21 protein-coding genes are annotated in these 21,409 nt (G+C 33.2%); all 21 read right to left on the reverse strand.

The features are described from left to right. Positions 1-51: 51 nt before the first annotated feature. The 21 genes from EHR07_RS18080 to rfbG all read right to left on the reverse strand — a co-directional run bounded on the left by EHR07_RS18080 (position 52) and on the right by rfbG (position 21,344). The gene (locus EHR07_RS18080; protein ID WP_135746435.1) at positions 52-1,137 is read right to left on the reverse strand and encodes a DegT/DnrJ/EryC1/StrS family aminotransferase; all 1,086 of its coding nucleotides are present in this window, start codon (positions 1,135-1,137) and stop codon (positions 52-54) included. Beyond that, the gene (locus EHR07_RS18085; protein WP_135746436.1) at positions 1,134-1,556 is read right to left on the reverse strand and encodes a sugar 3,4-ketoisomerase; all 423 of its coding nucleotides are present in this window, start codon (positions 1,554-1,556) and stop codon (positions 1,134-1,136) included. The genes EHR07_RS18080 and EHR07_RS18085 overlap by 4 nt, the downstream gene beginning before the upstream one ends. 5 nt (positions 1,557-1,561) lie before the next feature. Beyond that, positions 1,562-2,368 (reverse strand): methyltransferase, TIGR04325 family, encoded by an 807-nt coding sequence (locus EHR07_RS18090; protein WP_135746437.1) that lies wholly within the window; start codon positions 2,366-2,368, stop codon positions 1,562-1,564. Further along, positions 2,362-3,270: a glycosyltransferase family 2 protein gene (locus EHR07_RS18095; protein ID WP_135746438.1), complete on the reverse strand. Its 909-nt coding sequence runs from the start codon at positions 3,268-3,270 to the stop codon at positions 2,362-2,364. Before EHR07_RS18095 ends, EHR07_RS18090 begins: the two co-directional genes overlap by 7 nt. A 1-nt stretch (position 3,271) precedes the next feature. After that, positions 3,272-4,558: a flippase gene (locus tag EHR07_RS18100; RefSeq protein ID WP_135746439.1), complete on the reverse strand. Its 1,287-nt coding sequence runs from the start codon at positions 4,556-4,558 to the stop codon at positions 3,272-3,274. A 19-nt stretch (positions 4,559-4,577) separates the two neighbouring features. After that, positions 4,578-5,888, reverse strand: coding sequence for an O-antigen polymerase (locus EHR07_RS18105; RefSeq protein WP_135746440.1), 1,311 nt, complete (start codon positions 5,886-5,888; stop codon positions 4,578-4,580). Positions 5,889-6,077: 189 nt separating this feature from the next. Beyond that, complete coding sequence (locus EHR07_RS18110) at positions 6,078-7,349, reverse strand: exopolysaccharide biosynthesis polyprenyl glycosylphosphotransferase (protein ID WP_135746441.1); 1,272 nt, start codon at positions 7,347-7,349, stop codon at positions 6,078-6,080. Next, entirely contained in the window at positions 7,350-8,561 is a 1,212-nt protein-coding gene (locus EHR07_RS18115; RefSeq protein WP_135746442.1) for a glycosyltransferase family 4 protein, read from the reverse strand. A gap of 18 nt (positions 8,562-8,579) precedes the next feature. Beyond that, positions 8,580-9,710 (reverse strand): non-hydrolyzing UDP-N-acetylglucosamine 2-epimerase, encoded by a 1,131-nt coding sequence (wecB, locus tag EHR07_RS18120; RefSeq protein ID WP_135746443.1) that lies wholly within the window; start codon positions 9,708-9,710, stop codon positions 8,580-8,582. Then, positions 9,707-10,816 carry a UDP-2-acetamido-2,6-beta-L-arabino-hexul-4-ose reductase gene (gene wbjC, locus EHR07_RS18125; protein WP_135746444.1) on the reverse strand — a complete coding sequence of 370 codons (1,110 nt, stop codon included), beginning with the start codon at positions 10,814-10,816 and terminating at the stop codon, positions 9,707-9,709. Before wbjC ends, wecB begins: the two co-directional genes overlap by 4 nt. A gap of 63 nt (positions 10,817-10,879) precedes the next feature. Then, a complete protein-coding gene (locus EHR07_RS18130; protein WP_135746445.1) occupies positions 10,880-11,914 on the reverse strand; it encodes a polysaccharide biosynthesis protein in 1,035 nt (344 codons plus the stop codon). A 15-nt stretch (positions 11,915-11,929) separates the two neighbouring features. Then, positions 11,930-13,555: a hypothetical protein gene (locus EHR07_RS18135; protein ID WP_135746446.1), complete on the reverse strand. Its 1,626-nt coding sequence runs from the start codon at positions 13,553-13,555 to the stop codon at positions 11,930-11,932. A gap of 26 nt (positions 13,556-13,581) precedes the next feature. Beyond that, positions 13,582-14,352 carry an AglZ/HisF2 family acetamidino modification protein gene (locus EHR07_RS18140; protein ID WP_135746447.1) on the reverse strand — a complete coding sequence of 257 codons (771 nt, stop codon included), beginning with the start codon at positions 14,350-14,352 and terminating at the stop codon, positions 13,582-13,584. Next, positions 14,353-14,970 (reverse strand): imidazole glycerol phosphate synthase subunit HisH, encoded by a 618-nt coding sequence (gene hisH, locus EHR07_RS18145; RefSeq protein ID WP_135746448.1) that lies wholly within the window; start codon positions 14,968-14,970, stop codon positions 14,353-14,355. A gap of 15 nt (positions 14,971-14,985) precedes the next feature. Next, positions 14,986-16,125 (reverse strand): N-acetyl sugar amidotransferase, encoded by a 1,140-nt coding sequence (locus tag EHR07_RS18150; RefSeq protein WP_135746449.1) that lies wholly within the window; start codon positions 16,123-16,125, stop codon positions 14,986-14,988. A 33-nt stretch (positions 16,126-16,158) separates the two neighbouring features. Beyond that, the gene (locus tag EHR07_RS18155; RefSeq protein ID WP_135746450.1) at positions 16,159-17,223 is read right to left on the reverse strand and encodes a glycosyltransferase family 4 protein; all 1,065 of its coding nucleotides are present in this window, start codon (positions 17,221-17,223) and stop codon (positions 16,159-16,161) included. A 46-nt stretch (positions 17,224-17,269) separates the two neighbouring features. After that, complete coding sequence (locus EHR07_RS18160) at positions 17,270-18,175, reverse strand: glycosyltransferase family 2 protein (RefSeq protein ID WP_135746451.1); 906 nt, start codon at positions 18,173-18,175, stop codon at positions 17,270-17,272. After that, complete coding sequence (locus tag EHR07_RS18165; protein WP_322113261.1) at positions 18,172-19,098, reverse strand: NAD-dependent epimerase/dehydratase family protein; 927 nt, start codon at positions 19,096-19,098, stop codon at positions 18,172-18,174. The genes EHR07_RS18160 and EHR07_RS18165 overlap by 4 nt, the downstream gene beginning before the upstream one ends. Further along, the gene (rfbF, locus tag EHR07_RS18170) at positions 19,062-19,826 is read right to left on the reverse strand and encodes a glucose-1-phosphate cytidylyltransferase (protein WP_135746453.1); all 765 of its coding nucleotides are present in this window, start codon (positions 19,824-19,826) and stop codon (positions 19,062-19,064) included. The genes EHR07_RS18165 and rfbF overlap by 37 nt, the downstream gene beginning before the upstream one ends. Next, positions 19,826-20,251 carry a dTDP-4-dehydrorhamnose 3,5-epimerase gene (locus EHR07_RS18175; protein ID WP_135746454.1) on the reverse strand — a complete coding sequence of 142 codons (426 nt, stop codon included), beginning with the start codon at positions 20,249-20,251 and terminating at the stop codon, positions 19,826-19,828. Before EHR07_RS18175 ends, rfbF begins: the two co-directional genes overlap by 1 nt. Further along, complete coding sequence (gene rfbG, locus EHR07_RS18180) at positions 20,244-21,344, reverse strand: CDP-glucose 4,6-dehydratase (RefSeq protein WP_135746455.1); 1,101 nt, start codon at positions 21,342-21,344, stop codon at positions 20,244-20,246. The genes EHR07_RS18175 and rfbG overlap by 8 nt, the downstream gene beginning before the upstream one ends. Positions 21,345-21,409: the final 65 nt, after the last annotated feature.

The following is a 21,409-nucleotide window of genomic DNA, read 5'->3' on the forward strand; positions in this document are numbered from 1 at the left end:
TTGCAGTACCGCGTAAAAGGTAGCTTGAATTGAATAATGTACAGTAATGGTTCATCGGAAAAAAGAATTTATAGTTTCACAAACTTTTATTACATCGGACTCAGTATGGAAATATGAAATTGGAAGGCTCAGTGTTGTTTTATGAATTTCTTCCGAAATCGGGTAACTTCCGTGTAACACTCCTTTCATTGCTTTTTGCTTATGGGGAGGGATTGGATAATGAATCTCTGTTTTAATATCATTTTTTAGAAGAAATTCTTTCAATTCATTTCTTTTATTTGTTCTGATATTGAAAATATGAAATACATCGTAAAAATCTTTGTGTTCTACAGGTTTAATAACATCAGAAGTTAAATGACTAAAGTATATATTTGCTAATGTTCGCTTATGGTTATTAATTATATCTAAATATTTTAGTTTAACACGCAAAAAACAAGATTGAATTTCATCTAACCTAGAATTTACTCCGATCAAATCATTTTCATACTTACGGATTGATCCATAGTTTCGAATTGTCTTAAATTTTAATGCCAAAGATTCATCATGAGTTACAATAGCACCACCATCACCTAATGCTCCTAAATTTTTTGTAGGATAAAAACTAAAACATCCAACGCCAAAAGTTCCCGTTTTCTTGCCTTTAAATTCGGAGCCATGAGACTGCGCACAGTCTTCAATAATATAAAGATCATTCTTTGAAGCTATTTCAGAAATACTATCCATCTGACAGGATTTTCCATACAAATGTACAACAAGAATAGCTTTTGTCTTTTCTGTTATGAACTCTTCTATCCGAAGAGGATCAATATTATATGTTTCAATATCAGGCTCAACTAAAACTGGTTTATAACCTGCTTTTAAAATAGCAAGAATCGATGCAATGTATGTATTAGATGGAACAAGGACCTCTGAACCACTTGGTAACTCAAGTGAATTTAAAGCAATTATCATCGCATCGAGTCCGTTTCCGACCCCAATACAAAACGGAGCATTCAAATAACTTGAAAATTCATGTTCAAAAAGGTTTGTTCTATCACCTAGAATGTACCAACCTGAATTCAAAAACTCGATAAATTCCCGTTGGAATTCTTCTTCAAACGGTGCATTTAATTTCCTTAAATTTTCATAATCTATCATGTTTTTGCGCTTAATTTAATAAATTCTTCGTAATCTCGAATGTAATCAGATTCATCATAATAGTCTGAAGCCAAAACTAACAGAACACAACCTGGAGAAAAATCCTCCATAGTATGCCAAAGCATCTTTCCCAACAATACTCCAACATTATCTTGATTCATGAGTATTTTTTGTTGGGTAGTACCATCATCAAGACCTAATAAAAAACTTCCGTTGATACAAAAAATTACCTGCTCACATTCTTTGTGAGCATGTTTTCCTCTAACACTTACCGAATTCTCTAATTGGTTGATGTAGTAAACTCTTTTGATTTCAAAAGGAATTTCCTTTAAGGAATTAGCAATAATTAAATTACCATCCCTATTATCTTTAATTTTCGGCAAAGTGATTATACTAGAATTTTTTACATAAAGTTGTATGCTTTTCAGAACTTTCTCCTATATAGAATCGATTTGTATTGTAAGGGAACACCTTTCAAACGAAGATGATCCATTGCTGGTAGTTCAAAAACTTTTTCATATTTATTTAATAAACATTCATCTAAATCGTTTTGGCTAAATAAATGACAAGGGTAACTTACATCATAAATGTAAGCAGGAACGTATTGAATCGTAACAAAACTTTTATTTTTTGACTGCAAAATAGGGATTCTATCCAAAATAATAAATTCAACTTTAGCATTTACAACATTTTCAATAAATATCTTCCAATGCTCAAAATATTGAAGCGAAGCGGAAAAGAGAACTGCATCGAATTTTGTATTTTTCAAACTTTCGGATAAATTTTCAGAAAATTTCAATACTTTATTTTCTAATTCATTTCTACCGAATTCAACATAATGTTTCTGTTCAATTATATGCCATTTTAAGTTATTTAAATATTGGAAGAGTCTCTTATGTTGAAAATATGTACTACCTAAAGATCCACCTACATCAATTATCGAAAGACTGCTTTGAAACCTAGAAGCTATATACAACAAATATGTAGATAGAGGAAATGAAAATTCCTCTAAATCAAAACAACAAGAATCTCTTTCAAAGAGAGCTTCACAATTTTTTACTTTAAGTGCAGATTCCTTAACTTTTTCAAATATCACTGCATTAGAATATCCGTCTGTATTTGCTACTGCGTGTTCCCAAGAATCATATTTACCCTGAAACCAAAATATTGATTTATCATTTAGTATATACTTAATTATGTTAAGAAATCTTGTAAAAAATATTCTTAACATAGCTTACAAAGTAACCTTAAAAACTTCAAAATTATAAATTTAATCCGCGTTAATCCCTTACCTCTCCCAAAGAAATTTTCAATTTTCTTTCTAGCAACAAAATCTTCTTGAATTATTGTGGGATACTGCTTTGGTTTGAAATCATTAAGGTTACCTGTTAGATATTCAGAAAATCCCGAATGTGTTCCAGTTCCATCTAAACCAATATTTTTTACCAATGAAATTTTCGGATATAAAGTGTATTTGTCAGCTAAAAACGCAGATGCATACCAACGAATAGCCCAACTATTATTCTTTCCAGCTATTTGATCCTCTAACATTTGAAAGTAAGGATAAGAATAATTAAAATCAAATTCACGGACTAAATTTCTCTCCACTAATTGATCTCTGAGCAAAGAACCATCCGCTTGGAACAAATTCCATGCACGTTCCCAAGTTGCCCAACCCCAACAATCTGCTCCTTTAATAAAGAAAGTATCTGGTAAGTTCTTATAATTTATCGGATATTGATATGCATGAATACTTGCTACTTTAGTTTCATTTTCATATTTCAGTAAAGAGTGATTCATATACTCCAAAAAATAGCCATTAACTACGAGATCATCTTCTAAAATTATCGCCGAACCATATTTAGATATTATTTTACTAACACCACGAATGATAGAAACAGAAAGACCAGAATTACTGTCACTACATTCTAAATCGACAGAAGCAAATCCCTCAGCCTTTCTACAAATTGCTCTAACCTCACTGACTTCTTCGATATCAACATTACCGCGCGGACCATCTGAAAAAATAAACAATTTAGATCTTTTGGCTTCAGAATTCGAAGCCAGCGCTTCAATCACTTTGCGTGTATGTTCAGGCCGATTATAAACGAATAAAATAATTGGTGCTAACAAATCATAACACTCGCAACATTGATGGATATTTCCAAATTTTCAAACAATTGAACTGGATATAAAACAATACTCTGGTATCAGAAGGTATTAAATAATACAAACAACTGGATGCTACCTGAGAAATTAATGTAGCGATAGCCGCGCCAAAAATCCCATATCCAGGGATTAATAGCCAATTTAAAATTAAATTTATTGATAATCCAAATAAACTTTTGTATAAAGAATGTTTTTGTAGTTCTCTTATAATTAAATCATTACTACCAGCAACTCCTAAAAAAACAAAAACACCAGTCCATATATGGACTTTGAGAATTTCAGCGGACATACGAAACTGTTCTCCATAAAGTATATGTACGATACTTGTTCCAAAAAATTGGATAAAAATTGCCAAACATAACGAAAGTAAAAACAAATAACAATGTAATGTCTGCAAAATCCTAAAATATTTTACTGAATTATCAGCATAAGTTCTTATAAGCATTGGATAAAATGAAGAGGCAATTGCCATTGGTATAAAATACCACATTTCACTGATACGGACAGCTACGCTATAAATTCCTAAATTCCTATCTCCAACTAAATTCCCGACCATAATTTGATCCATCTTCATATAAGCAATAACGGACAAATTAGCGAGCAACAAAGGAAAGGATTTACTGATCAATTCTTTGATTCTTACAATAGAATATCCAGCAATTCGAAACAAAGAATGACTAAGATTGTAATAAATAAAGATAGTTAAAGAAATAAAAATTCCTTCGAGAGCGAACATCCAAATAAATATAATTGGTTTTACCTTAAAATATAATAAAAGTATTTTAATCACTGAAAAGAGGATTAAATAGGAATTTTCTATAATAACAATTTTCTTTACCTTTAAAACAGATTCAAAATAATATTTTGGAATTGTAAAACTTCTCAAAAAATTGGGCATTAACAATACCAAACATATACTTAAAGATTCATTATCATTGCTACGCGCAAAATAGATAATGATTACAGCTAGAACCGAAAAGAAAATACTCGATACTAAATACATTAGAAACCCAGAAGCAAGAAGACTGTCTCGATCTGATTCGTATTTTACGAATTCACTAACAAGAATACTTTCAGTGCCAAGAGGGATTAAAATCGAAAAAATGGATAACCAAGCAGTTACATAATTAAACTTCCCGTAATAAGCAGGACCGAAGTATCTAACAATCCATATACCAACGAATAACGCCAGTAACATTTTGAATATTCGATCGCCGAACATCCAAAGGAAATTATATACGATGACCTTCATAAACTGCCCTATACTCTCTTCACTTTTTCCTAAAAATGAAAATTTCAGGTATCTTATAGACCGAAAATGCTATCAGGATTCCAGGCAGAATTTCGCCGGTAGTAAAAGGCTTAAATATTCCATAAATTAATATATAATACAAACCGATTAAAAGTGTAGAATAAATAGGATTAAATTCTTTTAGAGAAGAAGAAAATTTAGAATAAAGAAACCCAAACAAAAGGCCATATACACCTACAAAAAAAGGCCCTCCGTCCCGAAACATAACAAAAAAATTTGATCCAAAGGCGTTATAATACAGATCTCCCAAAATTTCATTATGCCCGACTAGTCGATCTGCATTTAAATAACTTCCGATTTCACCAGAAATACTTTGAATTGAAAAACCTAAAAATGAGTTTAATAAAAAAATAGGTAATTCAAATAATCCAGAAAAAAAGGATAATCCAAAAGTATAATCGTAGATTAGCGAGTTGGGATTATGTAACTCCATATCAAACAGAGCGAATGAATTTGTATGATAACCTAACAGAAAATATCCAAAAATATATTCCAAACTTTTTCCCTTTCTTATTTGAATCATTAAAAATACCAAAATCAAAATCAAAACACAAGAAAAGAGACCAACATAAATCTTTCTTTTATTCGGAATTTGATCTTTCAATAAATATAATCCATACATTGTTACAAGAGAAATAATTGCATAATGAATCCCAAACCTACCTATCGTAGTAAGACTATCTACAACGAACAGTGCTATCGCCCACATAAGAATATTCAATTTCCCTGTTCTAATAAACCTAGCAAAACCGATAAGTAAACTTGCCCATAAAATGGGGTGCATCACTAACCAATAAAAGTTTGTTACCGAAATGGAGCGGTAAAATAAATCAGAGGTTCCTGTATTCAATCCAAAAACTTCGGCTCTCATTTGAGCAATTGAATATCTAGTTATAAGTAAATAGATTGTACGGAGTAAAAACGAAACCATTACAGGGACTACAAAGTATTTTAGTAATTGTGAATATTTCTGTTCAATGACCTCTATTGAACCGGCGTTCTCAAGTTTGTTAGTAGTATTATTTCTCTCGCTTGTATAATCCAGGTAAACACCTAATAGAACTGATAAGTAAAATAGGAAATAAACAAATTGCGTAGACTGTTTTGGAGAATTGATCCCACTAATTGAAAAAGATGATAATAAATTCCAAAAGAAAAACCAAGATATTGCAAATATTAACAACAATCCACGCTTTCCAAGCCTTTCACGTAAAAAGTAAACGATAAAAAACCAAACGAACACTATTTGAATCGATAGACTTGTAATCATAAGTTTATTAATAAAAGGTATTTATTCTCCAAGATAATCAAATTTTAATCATAAAAAATCAACAATTGCTAAATAGAATTTCATACAACTGTCTGTATAAATTTAAATTTATATAAAATCAAAAGAATTATAAACATACTATCTCTGTTTAGAAAACAAGATGATAGATTAAAAAAATAGATCGATAAACTATCTTGCTCCAAATCCAGTAAAAACTGTTTTGATTGTCTTGAATGTAATTAACAAATCCAACCAAAAGGAGAAATTTTTAATATAATAAAAATCATATTCCAACTTTACCTTCATCCCTTCTACTTCTGCCGCATAACCTTGTTCCACCTGTGCCCAGCCGCTTATACCAGGTCTGACAACATGTCGGTATGCAAAAAATGGAACATCCTTTTCATACCAAGTTGAAAGTTCAAATGATTCAGGCCTAGGACCAATAAAAGACATTTGTCCGATTAAAATATTAAATAATTGTGGCAATTCATCAATTCGGTATTTTCTGATAAATTTTCCAATTTTTGTGATTCGAGGATCATCAATCGGATTCGTAAAACCGCTTCCTTTTTTATCTATGTACATACTTCGAAACTTTAACATTGGAAATACTTCTCCACGAAAACCCATTCGTGGTTGAATAAAAAATGCAGGTCCTTTAGACTCAAGTTTAATCAATATAGCAATCACTAGAAATAATGGCAAAAAAATTGGAATTAAAGCTACGGCAGTAAATATATCTATCCATCGTTTTACAGTTTCATAAAACTCCGATGGCAAAAGTGATCCAAAAACATTTTCGGAAAGGTGGTCTATCTTAACTCTACCCGTTACAAATTCCCTAATTTTTTTCTCAGAATAAACAGGGATTCTTGCTAATGTACATTTGGCCAAAAATTTTTCCCATTCAGGCGACAACATAGGACTACTAAAGTCAGCCACGATGGCATTATATCTCTGTCCATTCAAATCTGGAGAATTCAAAACTGAAAATAATGCCCCATGTGAACTTATCAAATCTGCACTGGAATTAGAGGGCAATATTGCATATCGGATTAATCGATACCTTCTTCCCAAGAAGAAACCTGCGTAGCACCATAACAAAGTTACAAGGAAACCAATAACATAGATTTGAATCGAATAAGAAGTGCGTAAAAATAAAATAATACCAATAGGAAAGGCAAAACAAATTAAAGATATTGGTAAAACATATGAAACTGATTCAGAAGCCGGTAATCTAAATAACTTACGTAAACTAAAGGTAGCTATCAGAAAAGAAAATAAACTAGTAGCTAAGGAAGTGTATAAATTGGGATCATTTGAATTCCAAAATTTAACACCCCAAATAGGAATCGCTGAAGTCACTATCAAAACGATCCCACCGGAAATAAACTGAAACAAATAACTTAACAAAATACGCTCAAACCATCTAGAATGGCGGCGGGTGATTTCATTCATTTAAGGCAAAACCTTTTCCTTAGTGAATGAATGAAGTATCTTTTCAACAGTGGTTTTAACAGAAAATGTTGTATCCAATAGTTTTTTAGCATTTTTTCCCACTGATTTACGATGATTAGTATCAAGTAAAGTTACTGCATTTTGGTACAAAGATTCATGATCTCCGGCAAGGGAAACATACCCTGCTTTTCCCTCTTCGATCACAGTTTTTAAATCATTTCCCTGATTCACTGCCCCAAGAATCGGAATCCCGACTTGCATATATCCAAGAATTTTCCCTGGAAAGTTATGTGTTTTGTGGTCTGGATGCAAAGTAAAAAGTCCTATATCAATTTGAGTCAGTATTGATGTAAACACATCCTGTGAAACAGATTCTAACAATAAGCAATTAGATAAGTTCTTGTTCTTAATCGTGTCTTGGACTAATTGAAATTCATCCCCAGCCCCAAGAAATAAAAATTGTACTTTCGGGAAAGTTAACATTCGTTCGGCAAGAATCAAAAGATTTTTCATATCCTGTGCATGACCGATGTTTCCACCATAAAAGAAAATGATACGATCACTCAGATTGTATTTCTTTCTAATATCAATTGGAACTATGTTTTTGTTATCTTCTAAAGGAGAGGCCCAATTGTATAATAGCTGAGTATTCCGTAAGTTTGGATTGGTATCTGAAAACCATTTCAAATTGGCAGGTGATTGGATACCAATTACATCAGCAGTTGCGTATAACTTTCTTTCGTAAAAACGAAATAAATAAGCAAGGATTGAGTGTTTGCTAATGATTCCATTGTCTATGACCCATTGTGGAAAAAAATCTCGAAGAATTAAGTAGGAAGGAGATTCCCAAATTTTCTTTAAATATTTAACTAACCCTGACCAAAAAATAGTAGGAGAATAAAATACAATCAAATCATGAGGATTTGAGTTAAACCAATGCGATAAAGCCTTTACCGCACGAAATGACAATAGGATTTCATTGATGAGTCGAATGGGTTTGGAAACGTTTTTAATTCTTCCCGACCGAAATCTAAGAATTTTAATTCCATCTAAGACATCTATTTTATAAGAATCTTTTAGGTCCGGATCTGGAGTCACCACAGTGACAACATGACCAGAATGCAAAAACTCTAATGCAAGTTCATGCATCATTTTACCAGCTACCTTAATACTCTTCGGTAAATAGTCGTCTACTATGATGAGAACTTTCATTTATATAAAAATGATTTATCAGTATCGTTTCCATACGATTCTGTTCACATAATCCGTATAGCTTAATATAATACGAACAACCTTTGCAGAAACATTGGGCATGGAATAATCTCCTACGAGTCTTGCTTGATTTAGGAAATTTTTACCTTGCGTTTCCAATAAAGCAAGTGCTTGAAGGATTCGTTCTTTGTTAAGCCCGACCATCATTACAGCAGCCTCTTCCATTCCTTCCGGTCTTTCATGGGCTTCTCGAATATTTAAAGCAGAAAATTTTAAAATAGAGGATTCCTCTGTGATAGTTCCGCTATCAGAGAGCACTACTTTCGACTCAATTTGGAGTTTGTTATAATCCATAAAACCTAATGGTTTTAATAACAAAATATTTTTATGGAATTGAATCTTATATTGATCTATTTTTTTCTGCGTCCTTGGGTGAGTTGATACCACCACAGGGAGATTATATTTATCAGCAATGGTATTAAGACTATCTACTAACGACCGAAAGTTTTGTTCGGAGTCAATATTTTCCTCTCTATGAGTGGATACCAAAAAGTATTCATTACTTTTTAGATTCAATTGTTCTAAAATTTTTGAAGATTGGATTCGATTTTTATAATGATTTAAAACTTCAAACATGGGACTTCCAGTTTTGATGATTTGGTCTGGAGGTAATCCTTCGCGTAACAAATACTCCCGAGCAATGGAACTATAAGTTAAGTTGATATCGGATGTATGATCTACAATCCGACGGTTAATTTCCTCGGGGACTCGTAAGTCAAAACAACGGTTTCCTGCTTCCATATGAAAAATCGGAATTTTTCGTCGTTTGGCAGGAATGACCGCTAAACAGCTATTTGTATCACCTAACACAAGAAGGGCATCAGGAATCTCTTTAGACAACAATGCGTCAAAACCAATAATGATTTTTCCTATTGTCTCGGCTCCTGTCCCCCCTGCTGCCTCTAAAAAGTAATCAGGCTTTCTGATTCCCAAATCTTGGAAAAAAATTTCGTTCAGCTCAAAATCATAGTTTTGACCAGTATGAATGATTTTATGATCACAAACTTCATCAAGTGCAATCATTACCCGCGAAAGCCGAATGATTTCTGGTCTAGTTCCAATTACAGTAAAAACTTTTAATTTTTTCATTTTGTGATTTCAGCCGAAATAGTATCAGGTAACTCTCTATTAAAAACTTCGTTTGCCCAAAGCATAACTATCAATTCATTTTCGCCAATATTTGTAATATCATGAGTCCAACCAGGAATCGTATCAACTATTGTTGGATTCTCATCAGTTACTACTAACTCATAGTATTCCTTTGTGATTAAATGTTGAAACCGAAACTTTGCTTTACCCCTTATAATTAAAAACTTTTCAGTTTTGGTATGATGGTAATGTCTTCCCCGTGTAACTCCAGGTAGTGCGGAAAAGAATGAAAACTGCCCAGCTTCCTTTGTTTTTAACATCTCAACAAAGGAACCTCTTGGATCTTCATATTTGGGTATGGTATAATTGCAGGAAGTGATCGGTAAAAAACTAATGTATGTAGAATAGATTGCTCGAAGGAAACCTTGGCCTACATTTTCTATCCAAATTTTTTCCCTATTGTCTCTGAAACTTGTAATTAAATCTGCTAATTCTCCTAGCGTAATTGTGTAAACAGGTGTTACATCAATATATCCGGATGAATTCCTTCCGTCCAGAGTCTCCAAAAAACTAGCTACCAAATCATCGATATAACATAGATTTAATTCTTTTTCTCTGTCATTCACAACAATTGGCAAAGATCTTGCTATATTGTGACAGAAAGTTGCTACTACAGAGTTATAATTTGGTTTGGAAAACTTACCAAATACATTTGGTAACCTGTAAATAAAAGTGGAAGCTCCCGTTTTTTTACCATACTCAAAGATACAATCTTCTCCTTGTTTTTTAGAAATTCCATAAGGGTTTGTTAGCAGTGCTTGGATCGAGGAAGAAAAAACTATCGGAGTTTTTTTATTTAATTTCTCTAAATGAGTAACAATCTTTTTTGTTAAATCAGTGTTTCCGATAAAAAATTCACTCTCCGATAAGGGACGATTTACACCCGCTAAATGAAAGATAAAGTCTGCATTTTCTAAAAATTGAAATAGCTCACTTTCAGTGGTATTTTTATTTTGCAAAAGCAGTTCATGATTTTTGTTTTGAGAAATATGGATTCGGAGGTTTGATGCAACAAATCCATCTGCTCCTGTTATGAGTATTTTCATTTAAATGACTGATCCTAAGGAAATTTAGCGACTTTTCTTTTCTGAATCAAAATACAAAGAACCTTAATCCCAGGTTTCCGCTTCTTTCCCATCCAAAATGTCTCGAATAAATGAAAGTTTTAATAGGAGAGCTTTCATCTCTTCCAAATTGAGTCTCTTTGTATTGTGCGAATTATAATCTTCTGTAATCGAAATTTTTCCTTCACCTTGTTCTACAAATTTATCGTAGTTCAAATCCCGTAAATCGGGCGGGATTCGGAAATAGTCTCCCCTATCTTCTGCAGAAGTAATTTCTTCCCTACTCAAAAGAGTCTCAAATAATTTTTCGCCGTGTCTAGTACCAATTGTTTTAATTGGATGATCCTTTTTGTTAAAAAGATCTAGAATTGCTTTTGCGAGAATCTCTATCGTCGCTGCAGGAGATTTTTGAACAAATATATCACCATTATTTCCATTTTCAAATGCATATAACACAAGTTCTACTGCATCGTCCAATGTCATCATAAAACGAGTCATATTTGGATCGGTAATGGTAAAGGGTTGTTTCTTTAAGAGTTGCTCGACAAAAAGTGGAATTACTGAACCTCTGGATGCCATTACATTTCCATACCTGGTCCCACAAACAATCATACGTGATTCGTCAAAATTTCTTGTTTTAGCCACCATTACTTTTTCCATCATGGCTTTCGAAATTCCCATCGCATTGATGGGGTAAACTGCCTTATCTGTACTTAGACAAATGACTTTTTTTACACCAAGTTCGTATGCAACCTGCAAAACATTTTCTGTTCCAATCACATTGGTTTTAAATGCTTCCATAGGAAAAAATTCACAAGAGGGAACCTGCTTCAATGCTGCGGCGTGAAAAATATAATCCACTCCCGAAAAGGCACCTGTTAAAGAGGAAGCATCCCTCACGTCTCCCAAAAAGAATTTAATTTTGGGATTGTTATATTTTTTTCTAAGGTCATCTTGTTTTTTTTCATCGCGACTAAAGATTCTAATCTCTTTAATTTCTGAACTTAAAAAACGATTCAGAACTGCCTTCCCGAAAGAACCAGTTCCACCTGTAATGAGTAGTGTATTATTTTTAAACATGTTTGTTATTTGTTATTAAAAGTTAAAAAGTAAAAAATCATTCGGGCAGTTTGGAATATTCATTCTCTTCCATCCCTTACTCTTACCAATAACCAATTTTTTAAATTCGTTATCGTTTCTGAAATTTAAATCATTTAATAATGCTGAATTTATCCATACTAAATTTATTTTATTTCGTAAAATAAATTCATCAAAATTGGAATTTTTATCAAAATGGTGATATACAAGCATCTCCTTTGGCAAAAACGTCGAAATAAAACCAAGATTACTCAGAAGAACCATTTCTTTATTCTCAAAGTTTAAGTGGTTTAAAAAATTCAAGTTATCAACACTTGTACAAAGTCCCTTCCCATGAATCCCAGCCTGACCTTCCGGAATTGTTAGTCCAGACTTTCCACTCAGTCTCCAAGGCGTGACATAAATTAAAATTGAAGCTACCAGAATCGACTTTATTGGAAAAGAGAATTTTGCTTTATACCGAAGTAATCCAAATTTTTCCCTTAAATTCTGTATCCCGAAAATAAGTAAAAATGGTACGACCATCAAAAGATAGTGAGGTCTTGGATAAATTAGAATCGTTGAAACTAATACTGGCATCGCGTAGATCAATACGAAACACTTTTGGAGCAAATTCCTTTGTCCCTGATACAAACTAAAAAAGAATCCAATAAACCAAAATAAAACAATTAAAATTACAGAGTATGCTGCCACTTGCACAGGAACAGTATTGTTTCCCGGCTCACCAATAAAAAAAGGAATCAGTAAACTTCCTAACTCCTTTGGGAGAATAAAAATATTACGCAGTACATGGCCCAAGAATTTACTTGGATTTGCAATTAATGCCTCAGAGATAGTTTTAGCAGAGCCGAAGTCTTTACTCATAGCCAATTCACAATAAGACCAAGGATCTTCTTTCCACAGATCAAATTGGAATAACCCATAAGCATAATGCTGACAAAAGGCTATAGAACTCCTATGTCCATCAGTTGGATTGTATTTGATGAGTAAAAACGAAGCAATTAACAATGTTATGATGAAAGGATATTTAAAATGTTGGAATGTAAGGTATTGGTATAAAACATAGAAACTCACTACTATGATGCTTAATAATAAGGTAAGTGAATATTCAGGTCTGATGAATGTCAGAATTACTGCACCAATGAGCAAAATAATAAGCATTTGATCTTTTTTTCTACCTAAAGCGAAAGTAAAAACCAACATCATCACCGAGGCATTAAAATGCGTTATATAGGAAGGTGACATGGAAAAAGTAGGATTTACTATTAGAAAAAAATAGGAAAACAAAAAAGCTAAAAAAGCTGACTTAGTTACCTTGTAAGTAAAAACAAACAAAGAAATACCAAAAATGATTGTTACCAGAGCAAAATTGGTTCTATAAAGATTTATTGGATTAGTGATGAACTGATTCAATAGAGTCAAATAGAATCGATAAAAAATGCCGTCACTTCCTAGATGTCCAGTTATAGTATAGTGTATATGATACGCTTCATCGTATGACATGAATTCCCATACATTCTCAAATTTATACAGCAGTTTAAACAAAACTAAGCAAATACCGAAAAACGAAATCACTAGTGGCAAATTAAAACTAGGATAAAAAAAACTTTTCGATTTTTGCATTTCGTTATTGTATCATTCCGAAAACTCTATTGGTCTTTAGAAAGATTATCTCGCTCTTCAATTGTTGGGTAATTTATCATCACTGCTCGATATTTCCCTTTAAAAACAAAGAAGCTACCAACACCAACACCAATATACTTAAATTTTTGCACGGCAACTTCTATATCTTTTAGGCTGCCAACTCCTCCGATAATTGTCATGGGAATTGAAAGTTGATTGTATATTTTTTCAAGGATAGGAAAATCTAAACCATTCATCATACCATCATGATCGATTGAGTTTATGACGATTTCTCCTGCGCCCAAACTTTGAAGTTTAAGTGAAAATTCAACCGGATCTAATTTAGAATTTTTTGTCCCGTTATGAGTCCAAATTTCATAGTTAGAGCTTAACTTTTTTTTCTTTATATCAAGCACAGCGACAACACTTTGACTTCCGATTTCTTCTGCAATATTAGAAATGATATTTGGATTCTCCACTACAATAGAACTTAAAGCCACCTTTTCTATACCCATAGAAACAACTGCCTTAGCCTGACTTACAGTTTTTACACCGCCTCCATAGCACAAAGGCATCCGACTTTCATTAGCAAGGTTTTGTAAAAGTTTTAAATCAGGTTCTTTTGCATATCGAGTAGCATCAATATCAATTACAATCAACTCATCAGCTTCTTTTTCATTAAAGATTTTGACAGCATTAATTGGATCACCTACATATTTCGGGTCTGAAAACTTTTGCGTTTTCACAAGACCGCCATCTTTCACAAGCAAACAAGGAATAATTCTTGGTCTCAGCATTTATATCTCAGCAAAATTTTTTAAAAGTATTTGGCCATAGTGATGACTCTTTTCCGGATGGAATTGCACACCGTAGATATTATTCTTTTTGATAGCACTTGAAAAACTAGTTCCATAGTCTGTTTTAGAAATTTCATTTTGTTTATCGGTGCATTCAAAATAATAGGAATGTAAAAAATAAAACCGTGAATCCGACTCCAACCCGCGAAACAATTTTGAGCCATCTTGATTTGGCTGTACGTCATTCCATCCCATATGTGGCATGGGAATTTTTTTTTCTAACTTACGAAAATCAAATTTTTTAACAGAACCGGAGATCCAACCTAACCCCGATTTAACGCCTTCTTCACTTGAATTGGCCAAAATCTGCATGCCTACGCAAATTCCAATGATAGGTGTATTTTTTTGGAATACCAATTCCTCTATTTTACTTCGCATACCAGATGCATTTAAAAGGTCTATTGCATGGTCAAAAGCACCGACCCCGGGAAGGATTAGTTTAGTTGCGTTTTCTAAATCATCTACAGATTTTGCAATCCGAGTTTCAACATTAATCCTTTTGTAAACATTCTGAAATGAAAGTATGTTCCCTAAACCATAATCAATAATTGTTAGCATAAATATGAGTATTAGCTAAAAAGCTCCACCCCTTCTACCTAAGTTTAAAAATGTAATTACATTTTCCAAAAATTTAAGTTTTTTATGATCATTTTTATAATCCCAGTAAAATTTTAAATCCATCTTGTGGTAATGATCTAATTCATCTGCACTAATCCCAAGCTTTGTAGCGATGAATTCAAAATCTTGTTTGAGTAATTCTGGATCATACGATGGTTTTTTTAAAGTCTCTAGTGATTCCTCTCGCGTTGTTTGACCCGTTAAGATCAGACTTGATAGTTGATTCCTTCTTACATCAAAATTAAAACGAGTAGGTAACCAATATCCTTCATAAAATCGCGTAAATCTGGACTCAAAATGTTTCTGGCCATATGATTTCCATCCGTATTCCTTCTCCAAAGTTTCAATTGCCAAGTTTTTGGAATAAGGCATAAAATTTAATGGTTTTAGAACTTTCATCCCTTTGATATACTTCTGATAGATTTTATGCCTATAGACCGAACTGAAAGGATAAGTCTTCATTGGGATTGTACCAAATTTTTTGATAATATCTCGTATATGAACTAAATCAGTACCCCAGTAATAATACTTATACGGCATAATGACACATTCAGTTGCGATATTACCGCCATTGAGTATATATTTGATATTATATTTGTCTGAAAATTTATAAAGCACTGCTCCAAATGCATGATCCTGGGGAATATCTATATGGGGCACTCCCGCCTTAAACCATGCTAATTGAAAATCTCTCATTTCATTCCAATTGATTACCTCTGTGAATAAATCTAAGTTTAACTTATCTACAAGTTTACTTATATTATTCACGGCCATTTCGGAATTCCAACCGCCATCTACATGGAAAACAAGCGGTCTAAGTCCATACTCTTTTACCATCGTGTGAAGCATATAGGAACTATCGACTCCACCGCTTAGTCCTAATATACAATCAAAATCTTTATTCTTCGCAGACTTTTTGATTTGATCAACGTAAGTCTCTAGAATTTTATGTCCTTTTTCATTTGGGAACCAATTTGGCTTTACATTGTTTTGGAAGTCCCAGTATACACTGGAAATTCCATCCTTATCAAATGTTACATCAGGAAGGGTTGAATCAATTACAGTTTTTGTACAGATTTGGTATGCTTTGTTCATGAAATTTTTTCCAAATTAATAAAATGAATTCAATTATACTAACAACTTATAGATATTTAAGTATTTATTAAGAACTATTTCTGATGTATAATTATTTTTAACTTTTGTAATATTGAAAATAGACATTTTCTTACGCAAATTAACATCTTTCATTCTTTCAATAGCTTTTTTAAGGGCGAACACATCGTTCGTTGGAATGATAATGCCGCCTTTACTTTCGATCATATCTGCATTAGCACCAACATCAGTTGCAACGACAGGAAGACCAGAAGCCATAGCCTCGAGCATTGAAACCGAAAAACCCTCAGTATGTGATGGGAACACAAAAAGATCGGATTTTCTTAAAAAATCTAATACCTGTTCATGATCCATACTCCCGAGTAGTTTCACATTGGAGCCAATCGGCTCCTCTGCTTCCAGATTTTCTGTCATTGGTCCAATTAAATAAAATGTCAATTCGGGGAAATCCTTTGCCACTTTAAGAATTTCTAAAATCCCTTTTGATCGTCGAATATGACCCGTAAAAGTTAGTTTTTTTAATTTCCTTACAACTCGTTTTCGCTTCAAATCTACCAAATCTAAATTGATGAAGTTGGGAACTATATCTGGTGCTACTTGAAAATTTGCGGAAATAAAGTTTCTAGATCGCGAATTAAGTACGATGACTCTATCCACCAATTTTATTATATTTTTTAAAAAATAAAACCCAACCCTACTTTCGCTCAACTGATCAGGCACATTGCAATGACAATGAAAAACGATTGGTATAGAAAACAATTTTATCAAAAGAACACTCAAATAATCTCTAACTAAACCTTTCGGGGAACAATTAGAGTTAAAATGGACTATATTAGTTTTTTTCCACTGAATTAGAATCTTTAACAAATTGATCCATATTGAAAATGCTCTCTTCAATTCATCAAATAGAGAGTAAGTATATCCAGCAGATTCAGACCTTTGTCCAATTAACGAAGTATTCACCAGAGAAACAGTGATACCAAGTTTTGGTGTATTTTCCAAATACATAACGGTCCAAGTTGAATCTCCACCAGATGGCGGCGGCAAAGGAGAGAGGAGTAAAACTTTTATTTCATTCACTAAGTATCCTTTAGGTAAACAAGCCTACCCGTTTTCCACCAAACGGTTATTTTTTTACTTTATATACAAAAAACAAAATTAGGAGTTTTACAAATTTTACCAAATCATAACTCAAGAATCGAAAGAAATTACCTATTTTGACTGGTTTTCCTTTTCTAATGACTAACTTTAGCAACATAAATTGCCTAACTAATTTGAGTTTTGAAATTAAATTCAAATTGCGAGAATAGAAATCTCTACTTGAAATTTCCCTAATCATTTTTTTGATTTCGCGTAAAAGCTCCAATTCCTTTTTAGAAGATAAATTATTATCATGGATTCTGTAACATGCCAGAGAGTTACTCATATAAAGAATTTTATGATTTTCAGATAATTTCAAAAAAAGCTCAAAATCGCCAATGTGATTATAGGATTGATTAAAGTTTAAGTTATTCTCTTTTAATAGTTTAGCATTAAAAACGACTGTTAAAATTCCGATATAATACTCATCTATCAAATATTTGGTGATAAACCCAGAGGGTTTGTTAAACCGATTTGCTCTTTTGATAAATCTGGATTTCGGATCAATTAAATCGTAATTTGAACAGACTAGATCATAATCAGAATTAGCAAATGCTGACATTTGCAATTCTAGTTTATTTATTTTCCAAACATCGTCTGTATCAAGAAAGGCAATGTAATTACCAGTAACCTTCTCTATTGCTAAATTTCTACCTTTATAAAGCTTTGTATGTTCTGGTGCGTAATAATATTTAATTCTAGAATCGTTATAAGAGCGAACAATTTCTGCACTTTTATCTGTTGATTGATTGTCCCAAAAGACTAATTCCCAATTTTGATATGTCTGAGCGATCACACTATCAATGGCTTCTCTTAAAAATTCAGCTCCATTGTAACAATTCATTAAAATACTTACTAAAGGGGTTGGTGTCCCTAAATTTGTTTTTTTCATTGATAGTATTCGATTGTTTTTTTAAGACCTAGGTCAAGGTTCGTATTTGGATTCCAATGAAGCATTCGCTTCGCTTTTGAAATGTCAGCTACCAAAGACATATTTTCACCAATGCGGTAAGAAACTTTTCCAAAATCAGGTTTACCTTTTCCAATGATCGATACTACCTTTTCAATGATTTGCCGTATCGTAATTTTTTCGCCAGAGGCAATATTAAAAATTTCTCCATTGGCTTCACTTGTTTCTAATATTTTAAAACATCCTTCCACAGTATCACTTATATAACAAAAGTCTCTACTTTGTTCTCCAAGAGATGACGGAAACACTGTATCTTTTAAACAACCTTTGATGATTTGAGGTAAAAATCTTTTATCATCTTGCCCTGGACCATAAGTTAAAAACAATCTAGCAACCGAAGCTGGAAATTTTTCAGTCCTCCAAAGCATTTGTAAAAAATGAGAAGCGGAAGCTTTGGCAAAAGAATATGGTGAAATTGGATTTTCACGAAAAGTTTCCTTTTGAGGCGAAGGAGAATTTCCATACTCATCACTACTTCCCAAATATAAAAACTTTTTTAAGTTTGATCTATCTAAAGAGGAAACTAAATTAAAAAGAGAAGTTAAGTGATCGGAAATTACTTTTTGACCACCATTTTGAAACAATGTATGGTCGATGTAACCACCACAATGAATTACATAGTCATACTTTTCCTTGGATAGGACAGAGTGAAGCGATGCGTGATCCGATAGATCCGCTTGTATCGAAATTACCTTATCAATATTTGGATTTTTCTTTAGAGAGAGAGATGTAACTTCAAGTCCACTATCGATCCCTTTTTGGACCATATGAGACCCGATAAAACCAGTTCCCCCAATGACTAATAGTTTTAATTTAGCCAGGGTGCCCTTCCCGATTGAAATAATTCTTCAAGATGATCCTTATCCCTCTTTGTATCCATACACTGCCAAAAACCTTCATGTTGGTATGCCATAAGTTCGCCATTTTTAGATGCTGTTTCCAATGGAGACTTTTCAAGTATTGTTTGGTCGTTTTCGAGAAGATCAAAAAAACTAGGTTCAATCACAAAAAAGCCACCATTAATCCATCCTTGTGTTGTTTGGGGTTTTTCTTGAAAGCTAATCACTCTACCTGTTTCGATTTCCAATTCACCAAACCTTGCACCTGGATGCACCGCAGTCACTGTAATCATTTTTTTATGAGATTTATGAAATTGAATTAATTTATCAATATCAACATTCGAAAGTCCATCACCATAAGTGAGTAAAAAGGTCTCATTTCCAATGATCTCTTTCATTCTTAAAAGCCTCCCACCTGTCATGGTGTTAGCTCCTGTATTGACTAAGGTAACGTTCCAATCTACTTTAGGAGAATTATAATGGGTAATTTTACCTGTTTCTAAATTCACAGTGAAATCAGAATTTAAAGATCGGTAGTTTAAAAAATACTCTTTTACAACTTCTGCTTTGTAACCAAGTGCGATGTAAAAATCATTGTGATTAAACCGCGCAAAGTGATTCATGATATGCCATAGGATTGGCTTACCACCAATGGGAACCATTGGTTTCGGAATCACATCTGTGTATTCGGAAAGCCTTGTCCCAAACCCACCTGCCAAAATGATTACTTTCATCAATAAGACTCCCAATTATAGTTAATACTTTTTAAATCTAACCTGTCAGACTCAGTCGGTTCATGAAGAATGTCGGAAATGTTTACTACCAAACTTTTTGGCGAATCTATCCCTTGGAACCCAAACCAAATACCAGGTGGAACAGAGATACGGCAGTAGTTTTTCTCGCCGATAGTTTCAACTCGAAATTCATTTGTTGATTCATTAAAAAAAACAAACTTCACATTTCCCACAGGAACCACTAAATTCATAAACATTCGATTATGTCTTTTCCAGGCCTTAATATAATTAAATTCGATCCAAGAAAAGTAAACTTCCCCTAATCCCTTGAAAGTTGATTCCACAGATTTGATAGCATGTAATACATTTCCACCCGGAGTCTCTATCTCCTTTAATGGAGTTACAAGAATTTCTTTACTAGTCATTTGCCCAAGCCAAACCTTTGGACTTTGCTTTCTCTTGGTATTGTCCAATTTGTTTATCTGTCATTTTTTGAATTTCCGATGGATTACTATAATATGCGTTATACCATTCGGAAGTAAACTGCACTGTTTCTTCAAATCCCATGACTGCCACCCATTTTAAATGAGCAAGCGCCTTATCACAGTTTAACTTTAACAAACCAGATTCGTAGGGACCTTTTGTTTCCCCTGATATATCTTTCCATTTTACCTGATTCCAATGAATAGACATTTGTTTAACCAATTCAAGAACGCTATGATTTTGGTTTGCTAATGGTCCGAAATTAAAGGGTTCACCATGTAGATCTTTATTTTGGTATAAATGAACACCTAAACTTAGATACCCACTCAAAGGCTCTAATACATGTTGCCAAGGCCTGGTTGCCATTGGATTTCTAAGTTCAACCGTTTCATGGTTTGCCCAGGCTTTCACACAATCAGGTACAATACGGTCTTCAGACCAATCACCACCACCAATTACATTTCCAGCCCTTGCAGAGGCAATTCTCACCTTACTCGTATCCTTGGGGAAGTAAGACTTAATATGAGATTTGATAGCAAGTTCAGCCGCACCTTTGGAGGCACTATAAGGATCAGGTCCTCCCAAGGCATCATTCTCACGATAACCCCAAATCCATTCAACATTATCGTAACATTTGTCACTTGTGATAAGAACTGCAGAACAAGGTTTGTCTAATTTCCTTAGTGCTTCCAATACATGCAAAGTTCCCATAACATTGGTATTCCAAGTATCCAAAGGATCATTATAGGATTTTCGAACAAGGGCTTGCGCTGCGAGGTGAAAAACATAATCAGGTTTGAAATCAAGAATTGCCTTTTCTAAAAAGGCCCGGTCTCGAATGTCAATTCTGTAATCAATGATACCCTTCTTTAGATTGGCTACTTCGAAATGATTCGGAGTAGTTAAGGGATCCAGTGAAATCCCACAAATTTCAGCTCCCATCATTTTAAGCCATGCAGTAAGCCAAGCTCCCTTAAATCCTGTATGACCAGTGATTAAAACTTTTTTGTTTTTATAATGTTTTGAAATGCTCATTTTTATAATTATATCAGGTTCCTTAATTTAGCTTGGGAAAATTCAATGAAAATATTAATTAGATG

The organism is Leptospira bandrabouensis (assembly GCF_004770905.1).
Classification (GTDB): Bacteria; Spirochaetota; Leptospiria; order Leptospirales; family Leptospiraceae; genus Leptospira_A; species Leptospira_A bandrabouensis.